At 43.5% G+C, this 15815-nt stretch carries 14 protein-coding genes; 7 read left to right on the top strand and 7 right to left on the bottom strand.

Annotated features, from left to right (window positions below; genetic code table 11):
* The first annotated feature begins 9 nt into the window (after nt 1-9).
* The gene (locus tag MusilaSJ_RS13410; protein WP_274990400.1) at nt 10-555 is read left to right on the top strand and encodes a histidine phosphatase family protein; all 546 of its coding nucleotides are present in this window, start codon (nt 10-12) and stop codon (nt 553-555) included.
* A gap of 212 nt (nt 556-767) precedes the next feature.
* On the opposite strand, the gene MusilaSJ_RS13405 is transcribed toward MusilaSJ_RS13410, so the two are convergent.
* Nucleotides 768-1838 carry a branched-chain amino acid aminotransferase gene (locus MusilaSJ_RS13405; RefSeq protein WP_090530786.1) on the bottom strand — a complete coding sequence of 357 codons (1071 nt, stop codon included), beginning with the start codon at nt 1836-1838 and terminating at the stop codon, nt 768-770.
* Between the two features lie 130 nt (nt 1839-1968).
* A complete protein-coding gene (locus MusilaSJ_RS13400; protein WP_274990399.1) occupies nt 1969-2922 on the bottom strand; it encodes a tryptophan 2,3-dioxygenase family protein in 954 nt (317 codons plus the stop codon).
* 83 nt (nt 2923-3005) lie between these two features.
* Here MusilaSJ_RS13400 and MusilaSJ_RS13395 point away from each other — a divergent pair, with 83 nt between their 5' ends.
* Nucleotides 3006-3488 carry a universal stress protein gene (locus MusilaSJ_RS13395; protein WP_274990398.1) on the top strand — a complete coding sequence of 161 codons (483 nt, stop codon included), beginning with the start codon at nt 3006-3008 and terminating at the stop codon, nt 3486-3488.
* Here the strand turns inward: MusilaSJ_RS13395 and MusilaSJ_RS13390 are convergent.
* A complete protein-coding gene (locus MusilaSJ_RS13390; protein ID WP_274990397.1) occupies nt 3485-4774 on the bottom strand; it encodes an HAD-IB family phosphatase in 1290 nt (429 codons plus the stop codon). The two genes, MusilaSJ_RS13395 and MusilaSJ_RS13390, sit on opposite strands and share 4 nt — an antisense overlap.
* Nucleotides 4775-4844: 70 nt before the next feature.
* Nucleotides 4845-5813, bottom strand: coding sequence for an NAD-dependent epimerase/dehydratase family protein (locus MusilaSJ_RS13385; protein WP_274990396.1), 969 nt, complete (start codon nt 5811-5813; stop codon nt 4845-4847).
* A gap of 166 nt (nt 5814-5979) precedes the next feature.
* Between MusilaSJ_RS13385 and MusilaSJ_RS13380 the strand changes: the two genes are divergently transcribed.
* From MusilaSJ_RS13380 to MusilaSJ_RS13370, 3 genes are all read left to right on the top strand, one after another.
* Nucleotides 5980-7161, top strand: a complete 1182-nt coding sequence (locus tag MusilaSJ_RS13380; RefSeq protein WP_274990395.1) for a formimidoylglutamase — start codon at nt 5980-5982, stop codon at nt 7159-7161.
* A gap of 58 nt (nt 7162-7219) precedes the next feature.
* Nucleotides 7220-8407, top strand: a complete 1188-nt coding sequence (locus MusilaSJ_RS13375; RefSeq protein WP_274990394.1) for a TlpA disulfide reductase family protein — start codon at nt 7220-7222, stop codon at nt 8405-8407.
* 102 nt (nt 8408-8509) lie between these two features.
* Nucleotides 8510-9640, top strand: coding sequence for a TlpA disulfide reductase family protein (locus MusilaSJ_RS13370; RefSeq protein WP_274990393.1), 1131 nt, complete (start codon nt 8510-8512; stop codon nt 9638-9640).
* Between the two features lie 123 nt (nt 9641-9763).
* On the opposite strand, the gene MusilaSJ_RS13365 is transcribed toward MusilaSJ_RS13370, so the two are convergent.
* On the bottom strand, nt 9764-10540 hold the full coding sequence (locus MusilaSJ_RS13365) for a hypothetical protein (RefSeq protein ID WP_274990392.1): 777 nt from the start codon (nt 10538-10540) through the stop codon (nt 9764-9766).
* Between the two features lie 253 nt (nt 10541-10793).
* Between MusilaSJ_RS13365 and MusilaSJ_RS13360 the strand changes: the two genes are divergently transcribed.
* Nucleotides 10794-12872 carry a TonB-dependent receptor gene (locus MusilaSJ_RS13360; protein ID WP_274990391.1) on the top strand — a complete coding sequence of 693 codons (2079 nt, stop codon included), beginning with the start codon at nt 10794-10796 and terminating at the stop codon, nt 12870-12872.
* 210 nt (nt 12873-13082) lie between these two features.
* Here the strand turns inward: MusilaSJ_RS13360 and MusilaSJ_RS13355 are convergent, their stop codons facing one another.
* Together MusilaSJ_RS13355 and MusilaSJ_RS13350 are read right to left on the bottom strand one after the other, a co-directional pair.
* A complete protein-coding gene (locus tag MusilaSJ_RS13355; RefSeq protein ID WP_274990390.1) occupies nt 13083-13763 on the bottom strand; it encodes an energy transducer TonB in 681 nt (226 codons plus the stop codon).
* Between the two features lie 205 nt (nt 13764-13968).
* Nucleotides 13969-14391 (bottom strand): VOC family protein, encoded by a 423-nt coding sequence (locus MusilaSJ_RS13350; RefSeq protein WP_274990389.1) that lies wholly within the window; start codon nt 14389-14391, stop codon nt 13969-13971.
* A 176-nt stretch (nt 14392-14567) separates the two neighbouring features.
* Between MusilaSJ_RS13350 and bshA the strand changes: the two genes are divergently transcribed.
* Complete coding sequence (gene bshA, locus MusilaSJ_RS13345; RefSeq protein ID WP_090530693.1) at nt 14568-15722, top strand: N-acetyl-alpha-D-glucosaminyl L-malate synthase BshA; 1155 nt, start codon at nt 14568-14570, stop codon at nt 15720-15722.
* Nucleotides 15723-15815: the final 93 nt, after the last annotated feature.

Here is a 15815-nt window from a genome sequence, read left to right as displayed (position 1 = left end):
TAGCCGGTGATGATAAAAAGAATATTGTTTATTTTATTAATAACCGGCTGGGGAGCCGCCGCCTTTGGGCAGGGTAAAAACCTGAAACTGGTATTCATCCGCCATGCCGAAAAGCCCGATATTGGTGATAACCTTTCATGCGCCGGGTTTAACCGTTCACTTAAACTACCCGAAGTTTTAAAAGCCAAAATCGGTTTGCCCGATCACATTTATGTGCCGGCAATGCACCAGGGTAAATCAACCGCAAGGGTGCGCATGTTCCAAACCATCTCGCCGTTTGCTGTAAAATATAACCTCTCCATCAACAGTAATTTTGAAGAAGAGGATGATAACGGTGTAGCTAAAGAGCTTACCTCAAAAAAAGGCACTATCCTTATTGTATGGGAACACAATCAAATTAAACCTTTACTGAAAGCATTAGGCATGAAAGTAAAAGACCTGCAATGGCCTGACAGTGATTTTGACAGCATCTGGATAGTGACTTTCAAAAAAAGCAAACCGTCGTTAACGATGGATAGAGAAGGGATTACACCGGCTGCGGGGTGTAGTTTTTAAATTAATCCACCTCATCGTTTACGCCGCCGCTCGGCTCCAGCCGAGTGGCAACTATTAAGCGGCCTCCCGGCCGCCGGGTAACGCAGGCCAGAGGCGGGAATAATAGCCACGCGGCTCGACCCAAGCGGCGGCAAAATTTGCTAAAGAGATTTATAAAAACACAAAACGCCCCGGAAAATCCGGGGCGTTTTGTGTTTTATGTTAACTGATAATTATTCGCTAACCAGGTAATTCCAGTTATGCGTATCCGGAACATTACCATATTTAATGGCATCCAGTGTATCAAATACTTTGTTCGAAAACTCGCGTGTTTTCGGATCGCTCAGGAAATACTCCTGACCTTCGTAGCTGATTGAAGCTACAGGGGCTATGGTTGCGGCAGTACCGGCGCCAAAGGCATCGGTAAGTTTGCCGTTTTTAGCACCTTCCACAATCTCGGCTACAGAAACCTTGCGTTCTTCAACAGTTATACCCCACTCTTTAGCCAGGGCTATAACGGTATCGCGGGTTACACCATCTAATATCGTATCTTTTGCTTCGGCCGTGATCAGTTTACCATCCAGCAGGAACATCGCGTTAGCAGCGCCCATTTCTTCAATAAACTTGTGCTCTTTGGCATCAGTCCAAATCAGTTGATCAAAACCTTCTTCGGTTGCTTTGCGGGCAGGCAACATGGAGCTTCCGTAGTTACCGGCAGCTTTTGCATAGCCCATACCGCCTTCGGCAGCGCGGGTATAGTGCGTTTCAATTTTAACACGCAATGGTTTTGAAAAGTACGGGCCAACGGGGCCAATCAATACCATGTATTTATAAGTTGAAGACGGTGTTACTCCCAGGTACGGATCAGTAGCGAACATGAACGGGCGGATATACAAAGCATGGTTTGGCTTTGAAGGAACCCAATCGCGGTCAAGGTCAACCAGAGTAGCTATACTTTGCAAAAAAATCTCTTCGGGTAAAGTAGGCATGCAAAGGCGCTCGGCCGACTTGTTGAAACGGATAGCATTTTTGTCCGGGCGGAAAACGGTGATTTTTCCATCCGCGTGTTTATAGGCTTTCAGTCCTTCAAAAAAAGCTTGTCCGTAATGAAGTGCTGAAATTGCAGGGCTTAGACCAATTTCGCCGTAGGGAATGACCGAGAGATTTTTCCATTCACCGTCCGCGTAATCAGCCACAAACATGTGGTCAGAAAAAGTTTTTCCAAAAGGTAAGTTGTCAAAGTCCGTTTGCTGCAAACGGGAAGCAGTTGTCCTGCTGATCTTGATGTCCAATGTCTCGGTCATGGCATTAAAAATTAATAAATTATAGAAAATGGCAAGTTAGCTATTTTTGAATCCAAAGCCAAAAAATCACGCTGTTAATTGGTGATTGTCACATATCCGCAGCCCAATTATGACAATCGGGTTGCGATTTTTAAACACCGCTCAGTACATCATCAACCCAGGCTTTGCCCCAGTTATCTCTCTCCTCGTCAGTCCAAACCCAGGGATAAAAAATCCTTTTTTGAAAGCGCGGGGGCAGGTATTTTTGCCAGTTGGTGCCGCCTGTTGCCTTAATATCCTCCGGTTCGCGGTTCAGGTACCGCACGGCCGATTTATAATGTGAAAGCGGCCAGTTTACGTTGACATTGATATCCAGCTGGCGCAATTCGTTGCGTAATTCAATTGTTAGTTCTGACGATGATTCAAATTGTTTCGCCAGTGTATTAAAGTTGTGCTTAACGGCAGCTTTGCCCAGTTCAATAAATGTTTTTGAATATTTTTTCTCGAACTGTTTAAGCGTCAAAGTCTTTTTACCGGTAGAAAGTTCGGTAGCGCCAAACTTCCAGTACAGGTATTCAAATTGCGCTTCAATAGTTGCATGCTGCAGTTCCTTACGTTTATCCTGGGCAACGAGGTTTATAAAATCCGTAGCGTAGATCTCGATCATGCGGTACTGGCCCGACTGGAAACCGCTTGCCGGCAGCAACGACATCCTGAATTTAAGAAACTGCTCTTTCTCCATGCCATCAACCATGATCTCAAACGAGTGGGTTAAGGCACCAAAATACCTGTTGATCCTTTTTAGCCGCGCTGTAAAAAACGCGGCTGTTAGCGGCTTTGTTTCAGCAATTTGCCTGCACTCATGCAAGGCGAGCTTAAAATACAATTCAGTGATCTGGTGATAAATGATAAAGATCTCCTCGTCGGGGAAAGGCGTTTTAGGGTTTTGTAAACTAAGCAGGGTATCCAGGTGAATATAATCCCAATAGGTCAAAAAATCAGCATAAAGCAAGCCATCAAGGTATGAGTTCATATCCTGGCCCATGGCTTCGTACTTTTCCTGCAGTTGATTTAACCGGTCTTCAATTTCGGGAGAGAAATGCATACTTCAAAGGTAATAAAATAGTATACTGCTAAAACATATCTGTATTAGGTTGTTATTAAGGTACAAGCCTTATAAATATTATTATGAAGATCAGGAAGATACTCATCGGTATCGATGAAAGCGAATTTTCACGTTATGCTGCGGCCTACGCTTTTGATATAGCCCATACCTATAATGCCGAAGTTGGTTTGGTACACATAGTTGAACCTATCATTGTGCCCGCCGATACCCAGGATGGTTTAATGGGAGGGATGCCATTTGATCCTAATTTAAGCTTGCCGGGCACGGAATTGGAAACATTGCAAACCGAACGTTCTGCCGCATTGCTGGATCAGACGGCAAAAGAATGGGGCGAGGGACTGGAAATAGCTCAATTTACCCAATACGGCTCAACAGCCGAAGGCATTATTGAATGCGGCAAGGAGTTTAATGCCGACCTGATAGTTTTAGGCACTCATCGCCGTACCGGTATCGATAAATTCTTTTTAGGCAACGTTGCTGAGCAGGTGGTCAACAAATCATTGATCCCTGTATTGGTTGTGCCTTATATTGAAGCGAAAGATTAATACAAAAGCCTGAATTTGATAGTGTGTTCAATCGCTTTTAACTCGTTCAACACTTCGGTATCATAGCCGGTATTAACATCGGTGATTACATAACCTATTTGCGGGTTGGTAACCAGGAACTCACCTACAATATTAATATTATGGCGGGCAAATACATCGTTAATTTTAGCCAGGATCCCCGGTACGTTTTTATGGATGTGAATTAAACGGTGGGCATTGTTAACACGCGGCGGCTGCAGATCGGGAAAATTGCAACTGGTATGTGTTTTACCTTCATTCATGAAAGCCATCACCCTTTTGGGTAAAAAGTCGGTACTGTGTGGGTTATGCCTTGGGTCGTCAAAAATGATGATCCCGTTTTCGGCCGCGGCATCGGCCAGCTTGCGGTTACATTTGCCAAAAATACCAATCACTTTTAGCCGCCCTGCATTTTGAACCTGTTCGGCGCTTGGCTGGTGTTCTTCGTCGCAAAACAATACACCGGCTTCTTCAAGGTACTTTTCTTCAACACTTTCGCGGTGGCGCATGTTGTAGCCCTCTTTTTTGAGCTGATCCAGTGCATCTTCATCCACGTTACCCACAACCAAACATTTAATGCGGTTTTTAGGGTAGGAGATGGCGCGCGGCAGTTTATTCAGATAGAGGAATTCGTCAAAGCTTGGGGTAATATGGTCGGCCTTTTCGGCTACTGATTTACGTTCGATGTTTTCGGTAAAAGCAAAAAACTTTTTGATCATACCCGATTCCTTTAACTGGAAATCAGAATAACCATCACCGATACCATAAATATCGCCCGGTAACTGAAGCTCTTTCAGCAGCTTTACCTTGCCACCTTCCTGCGAAAGCGGGTTTTCGCGGTCGTAACCTATAATATTGCCTTCCTCGTCAAACACAAAAGTATTGGCGTAGATATTTTCTTTTTTAATATGATACTCGGTAACTACTGGCGTAATAAACTCTTTGAACCCACCGGATACGATCAAAACCTCGTCCTGGTGATTTTTAAAGAAGATAGTATTTCGCGAAAAAGAGGTAGAAACTTTCTTTTTAAGATGGGTGATCAGTTGCTTTAAATGATCGCGATTGGCGTTGAGCAATTTTACCCTGCGCTCTAAACTTTCGGTAAACGATAGCTTACCTTCCATCGAGGCATTGGTCAAATCTTCTATCTGTTTGTAGATATCTTCGCGGTCGGGGCGATTTTTTAGAGAGATCCGGGCCAGTTCATCAAGGGCCTCAACCTGTGTAAAGGTGCTATCGAAATCAATAATAAAGTACTGTTCCATCTTGGCTGCAAAGGTGCGAAAAAATTTGCTGATAGAACAGGTAGAATTTATAGGTAATTGAAAGCTCTTATTATTTTAACGCCTCACAAATTTCCCCTATCGTCTTACTGATGGGCTTAAACTCAAAGCCTATCGCTTTTTTTATTTTTGAATTATCAAACTCGCGGGTTAATGAAGCTGTTTGTGCCGATGTTTTATCTATAGCCGGAACACCACCGGTTATAGCCGAAACAAAAGCGGCCCCGCGCCAGGCCAGTTCCATCATCCAGGGTTTAGCAAAAATAGCGGGTGGCTTGATGCCGAAACCATTTGCTATTTCGGTAACCATACCTTTGTAGTCCCGGTTTTCGGCGCTGATAATGTAGCGCTCGGCAGTAATATCGCTGTTCATTAAACCTACCATACATTTGGCAACATCTTCTACATCAACAAAACCTATAGTGCCCGAAGTATAAAATTTGAGCCCCTTACGTACCGTGTTGAATAAGGCGCCGCTGCCCTGGGTACCGGCACTCACGCCAATTATCAGCGAGGGGTTAACAATAACAGCGTCCAAACCTTCGGCTATTCCGCGCCAAACCTCCATTTCGCTTTCTAATTTGGATATAGCATAACCATCATTTTCTGTTGACTGTTCCAGGTGGTGGTTTTCTGTTATGAACTCACCGGGTTTGGCGGCGCCAACAGCAGCTACCGAGCTTACATGCACCATCCTTATACCATGTTCATTACACAGGTTAACCAAATTGGCAGTCCCGGTAACATTGGTATTGATCATCGGCTTTTTATCTGCCTGCTTAAATGATACCCAGGCGGCACAATGGTAAACCTGGGTAATACCGTCGAGCGCATCAGCCAATGCAAAAATATCCATCATATCGGCGTCAACCCAGTCGATGTTTTCCTGGTATGGCAACAGCAGCTTGGGGATAACTGAACTTGCCCTTTTGGTGCAACGGATTCGCCGGCCGGTGGTAGTTACTAAAAGTTTTGCCAGTTCGGCCCCAAGAAAACCAGTTGCACCTGTTATTAAGATCATAATGCAAATGTGATTATTTTTTAGCTCAAAGCAGAAAGCCTAAGGCTGAAAGCTTTCTTTTTTAAACTTAAGCAACATGGTAAGAAAAGCTTTCTGCTTTTAGCCTTAAGCTTTAGGCTAAAAAATCTGCACATTTGCACATCTGAAATCTGCACATTAAACACTTATGTCATTAGCTGATTTTTTTACGCCGATTGATCTTAAAAAGATAGCTCCTAAAAAAGGCTATTATACCAGCCAGCTTGGCGATAAAATTGTGCATTATTCTGTCGATTTTCCTGATTTGGAAGAGAAAACTGATATTGCCATTATTGGTGTTATGGATGATCGTAACGCGGTTGGCAATCCGGGTTGTTCACTTGGCCCTGATTACATCCGCGAAAAATTATACCAGTTAAACGAAGGCGGCTATTCTGTAAAAATTGCCGATCTGGGCAATATCCGTGCCGGCGAAAAGGTAACAGACACCTACTTCGCTGTTAAAACGGTAGTGAGCGAACTGATCAAAAAAGACATCATCCCCGTTATTTTAGGCGGGGGACAGGATCTTACTTACGCCCAGTACCTGGGTTATGAGGAGCTTGAACAGAAAGTTGACCTGGTGGTAATCGATTCGCATTTTGATTTGGATGAAGATAATCACGGCGAAAGCATTGAAACTACTTCTGCTTCCTATCTCAACAAAATATTCCTGCATGATCCCAATTACCTGTTCAACTTCAGCAATCTTGGCTACCAAACCTATTTTGTAAGCCAGGACAGCCTGCGGGTAATGGATAAACTTTATTTTGATGTACACCGCTTAGGCGAACTGAGCGGCAATGTTGCTGTTACCGAGCCTGCCATCCGCAATGCCAGCATGGTAAGCTTCGATATCGGCGCTATCCGTGCTGCCGATGCTATGGGGAATGCCAATGCCACACCAAATGGTTTTTATGGCGAAGAAGCCTGCCAGCTCTGCCGTTACGCGGGCTTTAATGATAAACTTACCTCGATAGGTTTTTATGAATTTAATCCGGCTTATGACAATAACGGGCAAACCGCCTGGCAACTGGCGCAAATGATCTGGTATTTTATTGACGGTTTTTATAACCGCAAGCGCGATTTTCCGCTTAACCCTAAATCACAATACCTTATTTATAAAACCAGCTTAACCCACGACGACCAGGAAGTAATATTTGTAAAAAGCAAAAAATCCGACCGCTGGTGGATGCAGGTGCCTTATCCTTCGGCAGGTTCGCCCAATGAGCGTTTTCATTTGGTACCCTGCAGCTATGCCGACTATAAAACGGCAACCTCGGGCGAATTACCGGACCTTTGGTGGCGCACATATCAAAAATTAAACTGATATTCACAATTTTAACCCTTGCTCAGACGTTAGCAGCGTAGAGTTTTTATATATTTTAATGAAGAAATTATTTTTTTACATGGCCGCCATGCTGCCGGTAACGGCGCTTGCACAGGCTACAGATACCTTTGTTATTAATGGTAAATTAGGCAATGTCACCACGCCCGCCAAAGTATATTTATCGTACCAACTGGGTGCTAATAATGTTACCGATTCGGCCAATGTGGTTAACGGTGCATTTTCATTTACCGGCACGATATTTAACCCCGTTAATGCCACATTAGCCGTTAACTACAAGGGTTTACCCCTCGAAAAATTTATCGATGGTAATTATAAATATGCCGATAACGGCAGCCTGATTTCAAAGACGGCCGATGACATAGATTTTTTCCTGGAAAAAGGTACTATCACCATCACCAGCAAAGATTCTATCGATAAAGCGCAGATCACTGGGTCGCAACTTAATACAGATAATGTAAAACTCCAGGCCCAGTTAAAAGCCATCAATCAAAAAGGCGAAAAACTAATGGCCGACGCCAAGGCAGCAACGCCTGAACAGCAAAAGTCAGCAGCTTTCAGGAGTGCCATGCAGGCAAGATATAAAGCACTGCAAACAGAGCAAAAAACAACCTTGAAAAGCTTTATTACAGCCAACCCCGATAGTTATTTAAGTTTACTTGCACTAACCTCGGTGAGCGGACCGGCCCCAGACCTTAGCGAAGTTGAGCCATTATACAATTCGTTATCTCAAAAAATCAAAGATACCGAAGCCGGTAAAATGATGAAGGTGCAGCTTGACGCCTTAAAAGTTACGGCTATTGGCTCCGAAGCTCCTGATTTTATACAAAACGACGTTAACGGAACTCCTGTAAAGCTATCGTCGTTCAGGGGCAAGTATGTGTTACTTGATTTTTGGGCATCATGGTGCGGTCCCTGCCGCCAGGAAAACCCGAACGTGGTACGTAACTATGCAAGGTTTAAAAACAAAAACTTTACGGTAGTTGGGGTTTCGCTGGATAGGCCCGACGGCAAATCGGCGTGGCTTGCTGCCATTAAAAGTGACGGATTGGAATGGACACAATTATCCGATCTTAAATTCTGGAACAACCAGGCTGCCGCCCTATACTCGGTTACATCTATCCCCCAAAATTACCTGATCGATCCACAGGGAAAGATCATAGCAAAAAATTTACGCGGCGAGGATCTTGATGCCAAGCTCGAGCAATTGTTCGGAAAATATAATTAATAGGGTGATACAGCCGGTTTGAGGCTATATTCATTACTATGTCAAATTCACCATTGCGTTAGCCGGTTATTTTATAGCCGGCTAATTTTATTATATTGCGATATGAACTTGACCTCAATTAAAAAAATAGCTTTAACAGCAATTGCAAGCGCCCCTGCTTTAGCTTTTGCCCAGGATACCCAATATACTGTGCAAGGTAAAATTGGCAACTACAACGCACCGGCGAAAGTATATGTGCAATATCGTAAAGATGGAAAAACGGTTGTCGACTCGGCAGTATTGAACGGAGGAACCTTCAAATTTACCGGTAAAACAAGCACAACAACACCCGTAAGCGGTTATATTTTGTTTAACCCCAAAGGTACCGGCCTGCATAGCTCAGAAGATTATCGTTCAATTTACCTGGAACCGGGTACCATCAACGTAAGCGCAACTGATAAAATTGCTGATGCCAAAATAGAAGGCACCAAAACCAATAACGATAACGAAAAATATAACCTGGCCGAAAAACCGATCAATGATGCCTATGAGACGCTTTCGGCAAAACGTAAAACCGCCACGCCCGAGCAAATGGCCGAACTAAATGCCGAAGAAAAAAAGATCGACGACCAGGATGCGCAGGTAAATAAAAAGTTTATCCAGGAAAACCCCGATTCATATGTGAGCCTTAACGCGCTTGAATCATATGCTTACAGTGCCGATTACGTAGATATTGCCCCATTGTTCAACAACTTCAGTCCTGCTATTAAAGCAACTGAAGCAGGAAAGAAATTTGCCGAACGTTTACCTAAATTAAAAGCCGTGGCCTTAGGTGCAACCGCCCCTGAATTTGCCGAAGCTGATACTGCCGGTAAAATGGTTAGCCTATCATCATTCCGTGGTAAATATGTATTGATAGACTTCTGGGCATCATGGTGTGGCCCTTGCCGCCGCGAAAACCCTAATGTGGTAAAAGCTTACAACGCTTATAAAGGCAAAAACTTCACCATACTTGGTGTGTCGCTCGACAGGCCGAACGCGAAAGATAAATGGCTGACAGCTATCCACAAAGATGGCCTTACCTGGAACCACGTATCCGACCTTAAATTTTGGGACAGTAAAGCAGCCGATCTGTATGCGGTACGTGGAATCCCTCAAAACTTTTTGTTAGATCCTAACGGAAAGATCATTGGTAAAAACCTAAGAGGCGAAGACTTGCAAAACAAGCTTGCCGAGATCTTTGGGAAGATCTAATAAATACTAAATCATTAAAGGAAAGCGGCTATAGCCGCTTTCCTTTAATGATTTTTGCACCAATCAGTTGAGAGAGGTGGAAAATCTCCGGGATAGAGATTTGGTTTGCACCTTATATGTTTCCTATCGCGCTAACACCTTTGGTGAAATAGTTATCCCTGTTGAATCGTCCCAATGAAAGATGATCTGTGTTGCGGTTACTTCCATACTGCCCACGTAGTCCGTGTTTATATCCTGGCCAAAGCCTGCATAAAACCCATAAATACCTTCCTTTAATACGGGTTGATAAGATGCATAATTATTATGAGCTGTCAATACCGCCGTACCAGTGTAAGCGGTATTGTCCAGGTTCTTTATAACAGCACCAATGAAATTTATATAATACTTATCATGTAAAGGAAATGGTGCAAAAAGGCTATAGGTAAACGCAAAGTTGGTGCAATATTTCTTTTGGGTGCTTATTGTAAATGCAAGGTATGCCGAATCAGACTTGGCGCTTTTTACATACTGCGGTACAAAGGTGATTGGATCACTTTTATCGAACGGAATAAAATACACCGGAGGCGCATATACAGAATCGATAACAGTTATGACTATGCTTTTCGAAGTAATATCACTATTCTTCGCGCTGATGGTATAATTTCCGGCTTTGGTGAACTTTATCCGGGCAGCATTTTTTGCAGTGCGAATAGTATCAAAACCCGAAGGGGCCACCACCCAGATAACCTCTTTGTTATCAGCTCCAACCAGCAACATCGAGTCGGGTTCGTTTATTTTTACCTTTAATTTACTAACGGCAATTTCTCCCTCAGGAGCGTTAGGCTCGCCATTCTTTTGGCACGAGGATACTACACAAAAGCACAATGCAAGTATAGCAAGGTAAAATAATAACTTTCTCATTATGAGGGATATGAATGAACGAATTTAGAAAAAATAACTATAGCTGGGATTAATAATTTTTGAGAGAAAGGGCTTTTTTCAGTATTGTTCCACTCTACTCCGATAAATCTGCAATAATATGTAATATACTTGAAGCTTGATGATTAGATGTCCGGAAAGAAAAAGTTAGCAGCATCAAGATATTTACAAGCGGGCGATATCCTTTTACAAGGATAAACAACTATTTTTGAGGGTCATCCCTGATCGTCAATCTATGCTAAAACGCTTTATTCTAATAACTCTTATACTTGCTGCTTTTACTACAACCCACGCACAAAATAAGCTCAAACCCCAAAGAGACACCACCGAACTTAAGCCGGTGATCATCAAAGGTTACCTGAGCGATCAGCCTGTGATAAGCGTACCCGCATCGGTAAGCGTGCTTAATGCAGCTCAACTCAGGATCCAGCCTGATAACTCATTTGTAAACGCGTTAAATACTGTTCCGGGGGTACGTACCGAGGAGCGTTCGCCGGGGAGTTATCGTTTATCCATCAGGGGGAGTTTATTACGTTCGCCTTTTGGCGTGAGGGACGTAAAGATCTATTTTGACGATATCCCGCTTACCGACGCCGGCGGCAACAGTTATTTAAATGCCATTGATATAGCGGCCATACAAAAGGTTGAAATATTAAAGGGCCCCGATGGCAGCTTATTTGGGGCAAATTCAGGCGGGGTAGTCATTCTTAGTCCGCTTAACCGGTATAACGACAGCACTTATATTTCGGCGGGGGTAAATGGTGGTTCGTACGGGCTGTTTCATGAAAAGGCGGCCGTGCAACTAAAAACTACCAATTACCTGCTCAATATCAACCAAAGTTTCCAAACCTATCATGGCTACCGGCAAAACAGCGATACCCACCGCAATTACCTGCAACTGGCCGATAACTGGAACTACAGCGGCAAAAATACCTTAAAAGCCCTGGGCATTTATTCCGATCTGGCCTATCAAACGCCGGGAGGTTTAAACCTGGCCCAGTATACCGCCAATCCGCGATTAGCCCGCCAGCCTACGCCAACTTTGCCCGGGGCTATTCAGCAGCATATCGGCATCACCACAAAAATGTACCTGGGTGGCTTAACCAACGAATATCATTTTAATGATCACATCCGCAACGTGCTGGCCGTGTTTGGGAACCACGTTGAGTTCGCCAATCCGTTCATTACTAATTATGAGCAACGCAGTGAAAATACCTATGGTTTCCGTACTTATTTTGAACTAACCGGCGATAAGAAACCCAATTTAGACTGGAAAGTTGACCTCGGTTTTGAATGGCAGCAAACCAACTCGCACATTGCCAATTATGGCAACAAAAAAGGCGTAAAAGATACCACCCAAACCATTGATGACATCCATACCAATCAGCATTTTGTATTTGTGCGTTATGCCGCCGATGTGTATAAACGCCTGCATATCGAAGCCGCGGTAAGCTTGAATGATTATGGTTATGATTTTAAAAACCTGTACCCGCTTAATCAAAACAACTTTGCTAACCGCAACTTTAGCGCGCAATTAATGCCGAGATTGGCTTTGTCATACCAGATCATTAACGCATTAGCGTGGCGGGCAAGCGTTAGCCGTGGCTACTCAAGTCCTACAACTGCCGAGGTACGGCCAACAGATAATATTGTAAACACAAGCCTGCAGGCTCAATACGGCTGGAACTACGAAACTGGCTTCCGCCTGCGCAACAGTGACGAAACTTTTATGCTGGATGCATCGGTTTACTACTATCGCTTAAACAATGCCATAGTACGCCGCCTTAACGCGGATGAAACAGAGCATTACATCAATGCCGGCGGTACTAATCAATTAGGGACTGAAGCTTCGCTATACTACTGGATCATCAGGCCGGGCCGATATGGTTTTATCCGCGGATTACAATTCAATGAATCTGTAACCTACAGCCACTTCAGGTTCAGGGATTATATAGTTACCAATGCCAATAATTCGGGTAACAGACTGACGGGCGTACCCAAGAACGTATTTGTAAGCAGTTTGCAGATCAGGTTCCCTGAAAGTATTGCATTATTTGTTCAGCACACCTTCACTTCAAAAATTCCGCTGAACGATGCAAGCACCGTATATGCGCCAAAATATAACCTGCTGCAGGCCCGCGTTAGCTATCAGCCAACCATTGGCCGTAAAACACGCTTTGAAATATTTGCCGCCGCGGATAACCTGCTGAACCAGAAATACAGCCTTGGTAATGATCTGAACGCGGTGGGGAATCGTTATTATAATGCCGCACCGTTGAGGAATTACTCGGTGGGGATGAATTTTATGTATTAGATGGCTTGTAGTTGATGGTTCATAGGTCATGGTAAGTAAAGGCGAGAGACTCACCAATTCGCCTTGTAATGAAAACCAACTCATGAAGTTATTGTAACACTTAATGGTGGCCCCCCCGATAAACGGGCACCTCTCTCCATTTTGGTAGCTCTTCTCAAACGGGCGCAGGGTTGAAAAGTTAAAAGCTGCAATATTTTCCCCTTTAGGGGGTTAGGGAGCCTTGGCGCAATACTTCCTGATAAAATTGTCGGCTTTATCGCTGCCGATATTGCGGATAAAATTCCAGTCATCGCAGGCACCTTCTTTGTCGCCCTGTTTAAATTTTTCGCCGGCCTGGCTTAGTACATCGTTTATAAAATCATCATCGTAGCCAAGCTGTTTTTTAAGGTTGATAATGATAGCCTCTTTGGTGGTATCAGCCTTGCCTTTGTATTTGTTACTGTAGTAATTGGTCACGGCGTTTTCCAGTTCCTGCTGGGCTTTATAGCTGGCAATGGCACTTTGCATATCGCGGATGCCGGCAGGTCCGCAACGTGCGGGATCAGGGTCAAAACGGATGGGTTGAACGATATTGGTTTTGAAATTATACCCCGCCGGGACCACCCACTGGCCCGATGTAAGTTTGATAACCCTCAAAGCCTCATCGTCAAGGTCGATACCGGGGCCATCCTGTACTTTAGCATCATGTACCACACCATCTTTATCAACCATAAACGAAACATTGATGGTTCCCGAAATACAATTTTGCCGCGAGTATTCGGGATAAATGATCTTTGTCTTCAGAAAATCGTTAAACGCCTGCTGTCCGCCTTTAAACGAAGGCTGCTGGGCAAACAAATTGCCCGCTGTAAAAATGATCAACGCGATATGGAGACAAAGTGCTTTAAGCATAGTATAAATATCGACAATAAATTGTGGATTATGTTTAGATAGCTTTAGAAAGAATTATGGTTGAATAGCTAAACTGATAGTCATAATTTATTTTCAGTATCCCATTTGCAAAGCGACTTGCCGATCAGGTTGCTGTGCTGTGGGTTGCTGACAACCTGTTTTACTTGTATAACTAAATCCGAAATCGAAAATCCGAATCTCCAAATCAGAGCACCTGGTTAAACTCCAAACGCTCGCCATCCGGCCCGGTGATATTAAAATATTTGCAGCCATTTTTCCAGAATTGTAAAAACACGGGCTCTGGTTCAAGCACGTTAAAGCCAGCATCTTTAATAGTTTTAAAGGCGAGGTCAATATCATCAACATCAAAGGCTATATGATCTATGTGCCCGTTTGATCTTGAACGGATCTCGGCCAGCAAAGCTTCAGGCAATTGGTAAAGCTCCATGATCATATTGCCGCGCTGCATCATAACGCAGGTGCCGGTACCGCCGTTATCGGTAAAAGGGGCCTGCATTACATTGTTAAAGCCCAGTCTGGCGTAAAATTGTTGTGATGCTTCAATATTGGTTACCGGCACACCGATATGTTGTATCCCGTTTATTGCTAAATTTATATGGTTGCTCATGTTGATAATCAATTGTTTATTATGGGTTTAATATGTGTTTAAACAGTCGGTATGAAGTATGGTTGGCAATGCCCGCAAAATAAATATGCGGTAATTATCATCCATCCATCATTTTACACAAGCTTAACACATTTGATGTAAATTGCTGTTAAACTTGCACCAATTAAAACATATTAATGAAGATCGGAATTGTTTGTTACCCAACCTTTGGCGGAAGCGGGGTTGTTGCCACTGAACTTGGTAAAGCCCTTGCAGACCGTGGTCACCAGGTTCATTTTGTGACCTATAACCAGCCGGCCCGGTTGGATCTCTTTTCCGAAAACCTGTTTTATCACGAAGTTTCGGTTTCCAATTATCCGCTGTTCGATTTTCCGCCGTACGAGCTGGCCCTGGCAAGCAGGCTGGTGGATGTGGTACGTCATGAACAATTGGATGTATTGCATGTGCATTATGCTATACCTCATGCTTCGGCCGCGTTTATGGCTAAGCAAATATTAATGACCTATGGTATTTATATCCCGGTAGTAACTACGCTGCACGGCACCGATATTACCTTGGTTGGTAAAGACCGCACCTTTAAACCGGTTGTTACTTTTTCCATCAACCAAAGTGATGGCGTAACAGCCGTATCGCAAAACCTTAAAGAGGATACCTATAAGTTTTTTGATATTAAGAAGGATATCCTCGTGATCCCTAACTTTATTGACCTTAGCAGGTTCAGCCTTAAACCTAAGGATCATTTTAAGAAAGCGATTGCACCTTCGGGCGAAAAGATCCTGGTACATACCTCCAACTTCCGTAAAGTAAAACGTACCGAAGACGTAGTGAAGATTTTTGCTAAAGTGATTAAAAAGATCCCGTCGAAACTGCTGATGGTGGGCGACGGCCCCGAACGTTCCATGTGCGAGCAGCTTTGCCGCGATTTGGGCGTTACCGATAATGTGCGCTTTTTAGGTAAACAAGATGCTGTTGAAGAGATCCTTTCAGTATCCGATTTGTTCCTGATGCCATCGCAATCAGAAAGTTTTGGTTTAGCGGCGCTTGAGGCTATGGCTTGTAAAGTGCCGGTGATCAGCAGTAATGCCGGTGGTTTGCCCGAATTAAATATTGATGGCGTAACAGGCTTTTTGAAAGAGCCAGGAGATGTAGAAGGTATGGCAGAAAAAGCAATATTTATTTTGGAGGATGAAGAACGTTTAGCTAAATTTAAAGAAAATGCACTGGCACACGCCAAAGAGTTTGAATTATCTACCATTTTGCCCAAATATGAAAACTTTTATCTTGAGGTAATTGAGCAAAATAAAGCTAAGCTGTTTAACCAACAGTTGTAATAAACCTGATACAATTCAAAAAATATTCTTTAAAAGTTAAATTTTATCGGTTTCGTTAATTAATTTAGTTTTTCACTCCTAAAAGTTAAAACT

Origin of the sequence: Mucilaginibacter sp. SJ, from assembly GCF_028993635.1 — a bacterium.
Lineage (GTDB): Bacteria > Bacteroidota > Bacteroidia > Sphingobacteriales > Sphingobacteriaceae > Mucilaginibacter.
Note: the sequence above shows the minus strand (reverse complement) of the source record. Positions and strands in the feature narration are given on the sequence as shown.

Bases quoted from the DNA above. Each gene is read 5' to 3' on its own strand.
- MusilaSJ_RS13400 (WP_274990399.1), bottom strand. From the start codon at position 2,922: ATGCATTTCTCTCCCGAAATTGAAGACCGGTTAAATCAACTGCAGGAA.
- MusilaSJ_RS13370 (WP_274990393.1), top strand. From the start codon at position 8,510: ATGAACTTGACCTCAATTAAAAAAATAGCTTTAACAGCAATTGCAAGC.
- MusilaSJ_RS13360 (WP_274990391.1), top strand. From the start codon at position 10,794: ATGCTAAAACGCTTTATTCTAATAACTCTTATACTTGCTGCTTTTACT.
- MusilaSJ_RS13385 (WP_274990396.1), bottom strand. From the start codon at position 5,813: ATGATCTTAATAACAGGTGCAACTGGTTTTCTTGGGGCCGAACTGGCA.
- MusilaSJ_RS13405 (WP_090530786.1), bottom strand. From the start codon at position 1,838: ATGACCGAGACATTGGACATCAAGATCAGCAGGACAACTGCTTCCCGT.
- MusilaSJ_RS13410 (WP_274990400.1), top strand. From the start codon at position 10: ATGATAAAAAGAATATTGTTTATTTTATTAATAACCGGCTGGGGAGCC.
- MusilaSJ_RS13355 (WP_274990390.1), bottom strand. From the start codon at position 13,763: ATGCTTAAAGCACTTTGTCTCCATATCGCGTTGATCATTTTTACAGCG.
- MusilaSJ_RS13395 (WP_274990398.1), top strand. From the start codon at position 3,006: ATGAAGATCAGGAAGATACTCATCGGTATCGATGAAAGCGAATTTTCA.
- MusilaSJ_RS13350 (WP_274990389.1), bottom strand. From the start codon at position 14,391: ATGAGCAACCATATAAATTTAGCAATAAACGGGATACAACATATCGGT.
- MusilaSJ_RS13390 (WP_274990397.1), bottom strand. From the start codon at position 4,774: ATGGAACAGTACTTTATTATTGATTTCGATAGCACCTTTACACAGGTT.
- MusilaSJ_RS13365 (WP_274990392.1), bottom strand. From the start codon at position 10,540: ATGAGAAAGTTATTATTTTACCTTGCTATACTTGCATTGTGCTTTTGT.
- bshA (WP_090530693.1), top strand. From the start codon at position 14,568: ATGAAGATCGGAATTGTTTGTTACCCAACCTTTGGCGGAAGCGGGGTT.
- MusilaSJ_RS13380 (WP_274990395.1), top strand. From the start codon at position 5,980: ATGTCATTAGCTGATTTTTTTACGCCGATTGATCTTAAAAAGATAGCT.
- MusilaSJ_RS13375 (WP_274990394.1), top strand. From the start codon at position 7,220: ATGAAGAAATTATTTTTTTACATGGCCGCCATGCTGCCGGTAACGGCG.